Annotated in this window: 10 protein-coding genes; all 10 read right to left on the reverse strand. The window is 66.3% G+C overall.

The genetic code is table 11. From position 1 onward, the window contains the following. A partial coding sequence (locus tag RI841_RS08520) for an ATP-binding cassette domain-containing protein (protein WP_405000929.1) occupies positions 1-314 on the reverse strand: 314 nt, incomplete at its 3' end. Between the two features lie 64 nt (positions 315-378). Beyond that, positions 379-1,482 (reverse strand): amino acid ABC transporter permease, encoded by a 1,104-nt coding sequence (locus tag RI841_RS08525; RefSeq protein WP_405000928.1) that lies wholly within the window; start codon positions 1,480-1,482, stop codon positions 379-381. Position 1,483: 1 nt separating this feature from the next. Next, positions 1,484-2,662 (reverse strand): amino acid ABC transporter permease, encoded by a 1,179-nt coding sequence (locus RI841_RS08530; protein ID WP_310705165.1) that lies wholly within the window; start codon positions 2,660-2,662, stop codon positions 1,484-1,486. Between the two features lie 81 nt (positions 2,663-2,743). Then, positions 2,744-3,772 (reverse strand): amino acid ABC transporter substrate-binding protein, encoded by a 1,029-nt coding sequence (locus tag RI841_RS08535; RefSeq protein ID WP_310705166.1) that lies wholly within the window; start codon positions 3,770-3,772, stop codon positions 2,744-2,746. 130 nt (positions 3,773-3,902) lie between these two features. Further along, positions 3,903-4,220 carry a carboxymuconolactone decarboxylase family protein gene (locus RI841_RS08540; protein ID WP_310705168.1) on the reverse strand — a complete coding sequence of 106 codons (318 nt, stop codon included), beginning with the start codon at positions 4,218-4,220 and terminating at the stop codon, positions 3,903-3,905. Between the two features lie 62 nt (positions 4,221-4,282). Further along, on the reverse strand, positions 4,283-4,669 hold the full coding sequence (locus RI841_RS08545; RefSeq protein ID WP_310705174.1) for a SirB2 family protein: 387 nt from the start codon (positions 4,667-4,669) through the stop codon (positions 4,283-4,285). A gap of 154 nt (positions 4,670-4,823) precedes the next feature. Next, positions 4,824-6,035 (reverse strand): NnrS family protein, encoded by a 1,212-nt coding sequence (locus RI841_RS08550; RefSeq protein WP_310705169.1) that lies wholly within the window; start codon positions 6,033-6,035, stop codon positions 4,824-4,826. Between the two features lie 185 nt (positions 6,036-6,220). Then, positions 6,221-6,466, reverse strand: coding sequence for a cytochrome D1 domain-containing protein (locus tag RI841_RS08555; protein WP_310705170.1), 246 nt, complete (start codon positions 6,464-6,466; stop codon positions 6,221-6,223). Positions 6,467-6,535: 69 nt separating this feature from the next. Further along, on the reverse strand, positions 6,536-9,637 hold the full coding sequence (locus tag RI841_RS08560; protein WP_310705171.1) for an efflux RND transporter permease subunit: 3,102 nt from the start codon (positions 9,635-9,637) through the stop codon (positions 6,536-6,538). After that, a partial coding sequence (locus tag RI841_RS08565) for an efflux transporter periplasmic adaptor subunit (protein ID WP_310705172.1) occupies positions 9,634-10,564 on the reverse strand: 931 nt, incomplete at its 5' end. The genes RI841_RS08565 and RI841_RS08560, both read right to left, overlap by 4 nt.

The raw sequence follows: 10,564 nt of genomic DNA on the forward strand, positions 1-10,564 counted from the left end.
ACCCAGGTCTGGGAGATGCAGCAGTTGTCCAGCACACTCAGATGAGGAAAGAGGTTGAAGTGCTGGAAGACCATGCCGACGTTGCGGCGAATCTGTTCGATGCGCTTCACGTCCCGGGTCATGGGCATGCCATTGACCACGATGCGCCCTTCCTGGTGCTCCTCGAGGTGGTTGATGCAGCGGATCAGCGTCGACTTGCCGGACCCCGAGGGCCCGCAGATGACGATGCGCTCGCCCCGCGCCACCGTCAGGTCGATGTCGCGCAGCACGTGGAAGTCGCCATACCACTTGTTGAGCCCGGCGATTTCGATCATCGGCGAGTCGGTCTGGGCGGCAGTTGCCTCGTTCATGAGAAGACCCCGTTCGTGATTGTTTATTCTAGTGGCCGGTGTGCAGGCGCCGTTCGATGTGTTGGCTGTAGCGCGACATGCTGAAACAGAACACCCAGAACACCAGGGCGGCGAAGACATAGCCCTCGGTGGCGAAACCCAACCAGTCGCTGTCGGTCAGCCCCGCGCGGATGATCGCCAGCAGGTCGAAGAGCCCGATGATCAGCACCAGCGACGTGTCCTTGAACAGTGCGATGAAGGTGTTGACGATGCCGGGAATGACCAGCTTCAGCGCCTGGGGCAGCACGATCAGCCCCATGCGCTGCCAGTAGCCCATGCCCATCGCCTTGGCCGCCTCTTCCTGGCCACTGGGGATGGCCTGCAGGCCGCCACGGACCACTTCGGCCATGTAGGCGCTCCAGAAGAACATGATGCCCACCAGGGCCCGGAGCAGCTTGTCGAACTCCACCTGAGTGGGGACGAACAGCGGCAACATGACCGAGGCCATGAAGAGCACGGTGATCAGTGGCACGCCGCGCCAGAACTCGATGAACACCACGCAGAAGCCACGTACCAGGGGCATCTGCGAACGACGCCCCAGCGCCAGCACTACGCCGATGGGCAGCGAGCCGACGATCCCCACGATGGCGATGGTCAGGGTCAGCATGACCCCGCCCCAGCGGCGAGTCGGCACATGCTCGAGACCAAAGCTGCCGCCCACCAGAAGGAAGAAGGCCAGCAGCGGAAAGCCCACCAGGGCGAACAGCCCCACCCAGCGCTTGGCGGGCAGGCGCGGGATGACCAGCCAGGCGATCAGGATCGCCAGCAGGACGAAGACCAGATCCACCCGCCAGCGCTGCGCTTCCGGATAGAAGCCGTAGACGATCGACTCGAAGCGGGCGCTGATGAAGACCCAGCAGGCCCCCTCGCCGCTGCATGCCTCGCGGGAATCACCGATCCAGTCGGCCTGGAACACCGCCCACTGCAGGGCGGGCCAGAGCATTGTGACCAGCACCGCCACGGTCACCAGGGTCACCGCCCCGTTGAGCGGCGTATTGAAGAGATTGGCACGCAGCCAGCCGAGCAGGCCGCGGCGCAGGTCGGGTGGCCGGCGCTCGGCGACCATCTCGGTCACGATCTTGGTATCCACCATCTCAGCGCTCCTTGAGCAGCGTGCGCGCGTTGTAGAGATTCATCAGCGCGGACACCACCAGGTTGATCAGTAGATAGACGCCCATGGTCATGGCGACGATTTCGATGGCCTGGCCGGTCTGGTTCAGCGCGGTGCCGGAGAACACCGCCACCAGATCCGGGTACCCGATGGCCGTGGCCAGCGAAGAGTTCTTGATCAGGTTGAGGTGCTGGCTGGTCAGCTGCGGCACGATCACCCGCATCGCCTGAGGAATCACCACCTTGCGCAGGATGATGCCGCCGGGCAGGCTCAGCGCCTTTGCCGCTTCCACCTGCCCCTGGGGCACCGACTGGATACCCGAGCGCACGATCTCGGCGATGAAGGAGGCGGTGTAGATGGAGAGCGCCAGCCACAGGGCCATCAACTCGGGAAGCACCGTTATGCCACCCTGGAAGTTGAAGCCCTTGAGCGCCGGGATGGACCACTCCAGCGGCATGCCGGTGACGAGGAAAGTGGCGAGCGGCAGGCCGATCAGCAACAGGGCTCCCAGCTTGAAGACCGGCAGCGGCCGGCCGGTGCGTGCCTGACGGCGTCGGGCGAAGCGCACCAGCCACCAGGTGGCGATCACCGCGACCAGTAGCGCCAAGGGTGTGGCAGCGAATCCCGGCAGCGCCTGGGGGTCAGGCAGTACCACGCCACGCACGTTGAGGAAGACGACATCGAGCAGCGAGTGGCTGTTGCGTGGGCTGGGCAGCGCCTGCAGCACGGCGAAGTACCAGAACAGGATCTGCACCAGCAGCGGGATGTTGCGAAAGATCTCAACATAGGCGTTGGCCAATCGGGCCAGCAGCCAGTTGGGCGACAGCCGGGCGATGCCCACGGCGAAACCGATCAGGGTCGCCGCCACGATGCCCATGGCGGAGACCAACAGGGTATTGAGCAGCCCCACCACGAAGGTTCGGGCATAGGTACTGTCGCCGGAATACTCGATCAGGGTCTGGGGAATGGAGAAGCCGGCCCGGTCCTGGAGAAAGCCGAAGCCGGTGGTGATGCCTCGAGCGTCGAGGTTGGCCATGGTGTTCGACACCACCATGACGATGAACGCCCCCAGCGCCAGCAGCAGGATGCCCTGCACCAGCAGGGCGCGGAAGGTGGGGTCACGCCATAGCGGCCCCCGCTCCCGAGAGGAAGAACGCAGCATATCGAGCCTCGCAGACGTACCCGAAACGACACCACGCATGTCGCCACGCGTGGTGTCCGGTCATTGAACGTACAAGCAGGGTCAGCGGACGGGCGGTGCGTAGAGGATGCCGCCTTCGTTCCACAGCGCATTCACGCCGCGGCTGATCTGCATGGGGGAGTCCTCACCCACGGTGCTGGCGAACACCTCGCCGTAGTTGCCCACGTGGCCGATCAGCTGGTAAGCCCAGTCGTTTTCCAGCCCCAGCTGCTCGCCGTAGTCGCCATCCACGCCCAGCAAGCGTGCCACCTGGGGATTGGGCGGGTTGGACTTCATGTCGTCGACGTTGTCGCTGTTCACCCCGAGTTCCTCGGCATTGACCATGGCGAAGATCGACCACTGGACGATGTCCAGCCATTGGTCATCACCCTGACGCACTACGGGCCCGAGGGGCTCCTTGGAGATCAGCGTCTCGAGGATCTCGACGCTGTCCGGCTCCGGCAGTTGCAGGCGCAGGGCGCTGAGCTGGGAGGTGTCCGAGGTCAGGATGTCACAGCGGCCGCTGGCGAAGCCCTGGGCGGTCTGGTCGGGGGTGTCGAAGGTGACGGTCTGGATCTCGATACCACGAGAGGGGAAGTAGTCGGCCAGATTGAGCTCATGGGTAGTCCCGGACTGGATGCAGATCGAAGCGCCGTCGAACTGCTCTGGCCCCTCGACACCCAGGTCCTTGGCCACCATGAAGCCCTGGCCATCGTAGAAGGTGGTGGCGGTGAAGTTCAGGCCCAGCGAATTGTCGCGGGTCGCGGTCCAGGTGGTGTTGCGCGACAGCACGTCGATCTCGCCGGACTGCAGGGCGGTGAAGCGCTCCTTGGCGGTCAGCGGCGTGAAGGAGACCGCCTCGGGATCATCGAAGATGGCGGCGGCGATGCCGCGGCAGGTCTCCACGTCCAGTCCCTGCCAGGTGCCATCCTGATCGGGCGAGGAGAAACCGGAGAGGCCCACGTTGACGCCACAGCGCAGCTCGCCCCGCTCCTTCACATCATCCAGGGTGGCCGCCGAAGCGGACGAGACCATGCCGACGCAGACGGCGGCGACGGAGAGGGACAGCAGTGTCTTGTTGTTGTACCGCATGAAAGGACTCCAGGGTCTGTTATGTCGGGTATTGCTGATGCAGCAAACTCGAAGCTAGCAGACCCTAGAGCCCCGTCGCCAACCGGCGATTAAACGCTTGTCCCAGAGCTGTCCCAAGGGCAGCCGACGGTCAGGACTCGGTGATGTCCTCGATCCAGGTCAGGGCCGCGACACCGCTGGGCAGTCCCAGGGTGGGAATGGCCAGCATGGCCACCTGCTTGAGGGCCTGGGCGGATTCGCCCTCCTCCAGACCGCGACGCACATGGGAGTGCACGGCGCCCTCGGAGCGCGCCCCTACGGCCAGCGCCAGCTTGACAAGACGGCGCGTGCGCGCATCCAGCGGGCCGGACTCGGCACAGGCGCGGCCCAGCTCGGCATAGGCGTCCCAGATCTCGGGGAACTGCTCGGCCACCTGGCCGGCACCGGCGGGAAGTTCCTGTTTCGACATGAGATCGTCCTTATTTGGAAGAGTGGTCGGGTCAGTGTAGGCCAGCTCGCACGTCCCCTGCATCATGCCAGCCAGGAGAGCGGGTCATGGCGAATCGCTGCACCCAGCATGTACGCGAAGGTGGCCACCGCGGCCAGGGCAGCAACGGCCCTCACCCGCGGCGTCCGGCCACGCTTGATCGCCACCGTGCCCAGGCCGATATAGGCCAGCAGGGCGATCAGCTTGGCCGCCAGCCAGGGATGCTGGTGAGGCCACATCGAGAGCATCACCATCAATACCCCCCCCAGCACCAGCAGGGTGGTATCGATGACATGGGGCGCCACCTTCACCCAGCGATGCTGCAGCCGGGATACCTCGTGCACCGACCACCAGGCCCTCAGCATGAAAAGGAGGATGCTCAGGGTGGCGGCGGTGACGTGCAGGTGCTTGATCAGGGCGTAGTGTTCCAGCAAGTCTCCCTCCTGGCGTCGGGCTACGGGCGTCGGGCTACGCTACGGGCTACGGGCTACGGGCTACGGGCTACGGGCGTCGGGCTACGGCAGGAGTATCGGTCAAAGTCCGACGCCCGATGCCTGCGGCTCGCCGCTGGCGCGAAGCGCCCGGCTAGCCGTCCTTGCCGTCGGCCCGGGCCGAGAGCAGCGGCCCCGTATAGTGGAACAGGAAGATGACGTAGGCCAGACACCAGAAGATGAGGCCCAGGCTGTAGGTCCAGTGGGTGATCTGCGGAAAGAGCGCCAGCACCGGCGAGCGCAGCAGGGCCGCGACCACCATCAGCCCCAGGGCCACCCCGATGCCCGGCAGGGTGCGGATGGGGCGCGCCGTATGGCCCAGCGAGACCCGCGACATCATCGCCAGCATCATGGTGCCCATGCCGCCGATGGTCAGGGCGTGCAGTGCGGCGTCGGCGCGGCTGCCGTCAAGCAGCGCCATGGCCCACATGACCAGGCCCAGCGGGATGAAGGCGTAGCTCAGATGCAGTCCCCACAGCAACGGTTCGCGCCAGCTGTGGAGTCCTCCCCAGCGCGACAGCCGCACGGCGTTGGACAGAGCGGCCAGGCCCATCAGGGCCGCCAGCAGGCCGCCGGGCAGCGCCACGCCGAGTACCACCAGCAGCTGGCCCAGCACCACCGCCATGACGCTACCCAGGCTCAAATATTCGAGAGCCGGGATCGGTGGCTTGCGGGTCAGCCCCAGGCGGTTGGCGGTGAACATGGCGATCACCCGGCCGCCCACCACCACCATCAACAGGGAGAAAAGCAGGACTGCCAGATGGGCGGCCTGGCGAATCAGCTCGGCATCGCCGGTCAACACCCCCAGGTGCATGACCAGATTGGCGAGGGTCAACAGCGCCAGGGCGGGCAGGAAGACCAGGTTGCGCCAGCGCTTCGTGGCAATCACCAGTCGCGCCATGACCCCTGCCACTACCGGCAGGAACGCCAGGTCGACCAGCACCGGTAGCCAGGCCGGCAGGCCCAGAGGAAAGGCCATCAGTACCCGTCCAGCCAGCCAGACCCCCACCAGGGCCAGCAGCGGGCCACCCTTGAGGCTAGGCAACCCGGTCCAGTTCTGCACCGCAGTGAGAAGAAAGCCCGCCACCACGGCGGCGGCGAAGCCGAACAGCATCTCGTGCTGGTGCCAGAACATCAGGCCACCAAAGGGGTGCAGCAGGATGTCCCCGTGCCAGAAGGCGAACCACACCCCCATGGAGAACACGCTGAATAGCGCCGCCAGCAGGAAGAAGGGGCGGAAGGCCAGTCGCACCACCGGAAGGCGCGACGGCGTGGAGGAGCGGAGGGAAGAGGAGGTCGATTGCATGGCGCCATACCCGACTGAAACGCTTGGTTATGGCCATTGTGCGCCACTCACCGCGCACCTTCCATGACAAGCATCAAGAATACTTCTTATGACTCCCAGAGTTTTTTCCGATAAGTCTATCGCTTGAGGCTGATCCGGCGACAAGTCTCTCGCTATGCGTCACTGTGATAGCCCTCTCGTACCCCTCAATGGCTGGTGCCCTCCTCGTAGCGCGTCTTGTTCCAGACGTTGTACTTGCCGGAGGGCTTGCTCATGGGAATGCGCTGCTCTACCTCCAGAGTATCGCCGTCATAGACGATCACCGCGCCATCCTCTTCCCACAGGTTCAGCAGCAGCTTATCGCCATAGCGGTCGAGCTCCACGTGGGCGGCGGTCTTGCCGGGCTCAGGGATCAGCATCTCGACGATCTCCAACGTGGCCTTGTCGATCACGTGGCCCCCTCGACGCGGCCTGACCCCAGCCTCGCAAAAGGCAGGGTCGGCAGGCCCCCTCTCTCATCGCTACGCTTCGGCGGGGGGCTCGCGGGTCCAGCCCCAGTCGTCGAACAGCACGTAGAGCACCGGAATTACCAGCAGCACTAGCACGGTGATGGTCAGCAGCCCGAAGACTACCGACACCACGAGCGGCTTGATGGCGTCTGCCTGGGTGCTGGTCTCCAGCAGCAAGGGCAGCAGGCCAGCAATGGTGGTGGACGAGGTGATCAGGATGGCGCGGAAGCGGTCACGGCTGGCCTGGCCGGCGGCCTTTGCGGCCGCCATTCCCGCTGCGCGGTTCTCCTTGATGAACTGAACCAGCAGGATGGCGTCGTTGACCGCGATACCAGCGAGGCCGGCGGCGCCGATAAGCGAGGGCATTGACAGGTAGTAGCCCATGATCACATGCCCCCAGATGGCGCCGATGAAGGTCATCGGGATCGCCAGCATGACGATCACCGGCTCCACATAGCTGCGGAACTGGAACGACAGGATCACGAAGATACCCACCAGGCCGATCAGCAGGGCACGGCCGATGGAGCCTCCTGTCTCGGCGGAGCTGGCCACCTGCCCCTCGAAGGTAACCGCCACCTCGGGATGACGCTCCCGAAAGTCGGTCAGCCAGCCGCTGCCCGCCAGGTCGTCGACGATTGCCTGGCCACTGGCCTGACGTGCATCGACATTGGCCTCCACGGTGACCGTGCGCCGCCCGTCGATGCGGGTGATGCGCGCCCATTCGCGGCGCTCGACCACCTCGGTCACCACGGAGAGCGGCACTCGGCTGCCATCTGGAAGCAAGAGCGTCTGGTCTGCCAGGTCGTCGAGACCATCGCGGTCGGTCTCGATCTGACGCACCAATACCTCGACCTCCTGCTCGCCAATGCGTTGGGTATCGGCAATCTGGCCGAGCAGGGCGGCGCGAAGCTGGCTGGCCACCTCCTCGGCGTTCAATCCAAGGCCATGGGCGCCCGAGGCCAGGGAGTAGGCGCGCTGCGGCTTGCCCAGGCGCTGGTCATCCATGACGTTGTAGACCGCCGAGTAGCCCTCTAGCTGCTCGGACAGCTCCCCTGCTGCCGCCTTCATGGCGTCGAGGTTCTCGCCGGTCAGGCGCACCGCTATCGGCACGCCGGCGGGGCCGAAACCCGGCTCCTGGATGATCAGGCGCTGCACTCCCGCGATCTCGCCGATCGCCTCCCGCCACTCGGTGGTCAGCGCATCCAGGGTCAGGGTGCGCTGCTCGGCAGTCAGCAGGTCGATGCTGACCGTGGCCACATGGGGACCCGCCTCGCCGGCACTGAGGTTGTGATTGAACCGCACCTGGATTGCCTCGACCAGCGCCGCGCCCTCCGGTTGCTCGGGAGAGTAACGCGCGTCGAGATCGCGTATCGCCGCCTCGACCTGCGCGGCTACCGCTTCAGTGCGTTCGAGGGGGGTGCCCTGGGGCATCAGGATGCGCGCCTCCAGCACGTCGCCATCGATGGCGGGCATGGCTTCGCTGCCGACATGGCCGCCGGCCATGAAACCGGCAGACCCCAGCATCACGGCAAGCACCGCGCCGAGCACCGCATGGCGGAACCGGATCGCCCGGTCGGCCAGCCGACCCACGCCCTCGCGGAAGTGCTCGAAGCCGCGGTCGAAAGCGATGCGCAGCCGAGAGTCGTGGCCCCGGTGGAGATGCTTCACGCTGCCCTTGAGATGATGGGGCAGGATCCAGAACGCCTCGACGAGACTCGCCGTCAGGGCGGCGATCAGCACCACCGGCAGCACCTCCAGCACCGCCCCCATTTCCCCCGCGAGGAACGACAGCGGTGCGAAGACCACCACGGTGGTCAGAAACGACGACATCACCCCGGGCAGCACCTGTCGAGTACCCGCCACCACCACCTCCAGTGGAGTGGCCTCCCCGTCCGCATGGGCGACGATGTTGTCGACGATGACAACGGCGTCATCCATGACGATGCCGATGGCCATGAGCAGGGCCACCAGGGTAATCATGTTCAGGGAGAGCCCCGACACTGACATGACGAAGAAAGCGCCCATGAAGGCGGCAGGTAGTCCCAGCACCGCCCACAGCGCCAGACGCGGGCGAAAGAACAGGCTCATCATCAGTGCCACCAGCGCCAGGCCCATGAGGCCGTTGGCCACCAGCATCTGCAGACGGTCGCGAACGATACTGGTCATGTCCTGGGTCAGGGTCAGCGCGACACCATTGTCGAAGCGTCGGCGCTCCGTGTCGATCAGCCCCTCGAGCTGCTCCTTCACCGTCAGGGCGTCGTCGCGCAGGCTCTTGCTTACCTCCAGCACCAGGGCCGGCTCGCCGTTGAAGCGAAGCTTCTCCTCCTCGCGCTCGCCGGTCTCGGTCAGGGTGGCGATGTCGCCCAGGGTCAGCTCGCCGCCGAACGGATCGGACACCACCACCAGGTTCTTCAGCTCGCGCAGCGAACGGCGCTGGTCAGTGAAGCGCAGCAGGATGTCGCGCTCGGGCGTCTCCAGGGTGCCCAGTGGCAGGTCCAGGCTCTGGGCGGAGATCCGACGTGCCAGTTCGCGGGCCGAGAGGCCATGCTGGCCGAGCACCCCACCGGGCACCTCCACCTGCCATTGGCGCTGGGACATGCCGTGGATGGCCACGTCCGCCACGCCGGGCAGCGCCATGATGCGCTCCTCCAGGCGAAGGGCGTACTCTTCAAGCTGGCCGGCGGGCATGTCGGCCGACACCGCTACCGCCGCCACCAGATCGCTGCGGTGCCGCTCACGCACCACCGGCGGATCGGCCCGGGTCGGAAACTCGCTGACGGCACCGACCTCGGTGTCGATCTCGCTGAGAAAGCGCAGGGGGTCGCCGCCGGCCTGCATGGTGGCGGTGGCGCTGGCCAGGTTGTCCTGGGCCACGCAGACGAACTCGTCGAGGAACTCTACCCCCTTCACCGCCTCATGCAGACGCCGGCAGACGGCGTCCTCCACGTCGGCGGCACTGGCTCCGCGATAGACCACCTCGACACTCACTTCCACCGGGCGGTAGTCGGGAAAGGTCTCGCGCTTGAGCGACGGAGCGGTGAAGAGCCCGGCGGCCAGCAGCAATACCAGTAGCAGATTGGCAGCGGTAGGATGAGCGGCAAACCAGCGGATCATGGCCGCTCACCCTGCGCCTGATCGGCAATGCGCGCCTCCAGGGCCTCGTCGCGGCGCGGGGCGAGGGCCATCCCGGCAATCGCTGCGGAAAAGTCATCGACCACCACCCACTCACCGGGGGAGAGGCCCGCCGTTATCACCGCCAGGTTGCCCTGCTCAAAGGCCACTGTCACCGCGCGCCGCTCGAGGCGCGCCTCGGCATCCACCAGCCACACTTCTCCCCGATGCACGGCACTGGCCGGTATCGCCATTCGTGGCGCTGGGCTCGATGCAGAAAGCCGCGTGCGCACATACATGTCACGCTGTAGAGGCGGACGATCCGGCGGGCGGGCATCGCGGTAGGGATGATCGACGCGCACCACCGCGCGTACCGTGCGGGTAGTCGGGTCCAGCCCGCTGGCCACGCGCACCAGCTCCCCCGACCAGCCCACGCCCTCGGCGCCAGCCAGGAAGAGTTCGGCCTGCACCGCCGAGAAGTCCAGCCGCTCGTCCAGGTCCAGCCCCTGACCGAAGGGTTCATCGGGCAGGATCGCGCCCAGCAGGCGGCGCATCATGGCGATGGGAATGTGCGCCTCCACCTCGGCGGCGGCCAGGCTCTCGGCCTGGAACAGCCGCTGCCCGGTGCCGACGAACTGGTGGCGCTCCACCTCCACCGCTGCCAGGCGCAGGTCGTAGGGCGCCACGAAACGGGTATCTGCGAGGTCCTCCCGGGCCTGGGCCAGGCGCACCGCGGCGCGCTCACGCTGGGCCTCGAGCACAGCGCGCCGCGCGGGCAGCAGCGCCAGGCTGTTCTCCAGGGAAGCGACCGCCTGGCGCTGGCCCAGGGTGCTGCGCCGCTGCTCGTCGCGCCGCGAGGTGGAGACCGAACCGCTAGCCGCCAGGCGCTCGATGCGTGAAAGCTCCTGCTCGGCCAGGGCGAGCGCCTCC

Source organism: Halomonas sp. (assembly GCF_031581305.1).
Lineage (GTDB): Bacteria > Pseudomonadota > Gammaproteobacteria > Pseudomonadales > Halomonadaceae > Halomonas.

What these genes read in the sequence shown, in the direction of transcription:
- RI841_RS08535 (WP_310705166.1), bottom strand. Translation starts at nt 3,772, where the DNA reads ATGCGGTACAACAACAAGACACTGCTGTCCCTCTCCGTCGCCGCCGTC.
- RI841_RS08525 (WP_405000928.1), bottom strand. Translation starts at nt 1,482, where the DNA reads ATGGTGGATACCAAGATCGTGACCGAGATGGTCGCCGAGCGCCGGCCA.
- RI841_RS08560 (WP_310705171.1), bottom strand. Translation starts at nt 9,637, where the DNA reads ATGATCCGCTGGTTTGCCGCTCATCCTACCGCTGCCAATCTGCTACTG.
- RI841_RS08550 (WP_310705169.1), bottom strand. Translation starts at nt 6,035, where the DNA reads ATGCAATCGACCTCCTCTTCCCTCCGCTCCTCCACGCCGTCGCGCCTT.
- RI841_RS08530 (WP_310705165.1), bottom strand. Translation starts at nt 2,662, where the DNA reads ATGCTGCGTTCTTCCTCTCGGGAGCGGGGGCCGCTATGGCGTGACCCC.
- RI841_RS08540 (WP_310705168.1), bottom strand. Translation starts at nt 4,220, where the DNA reads ATGTCGAAACAGGAACTTCCCGCCGGTGCCGGCCAGGTGGCCGAGCAG.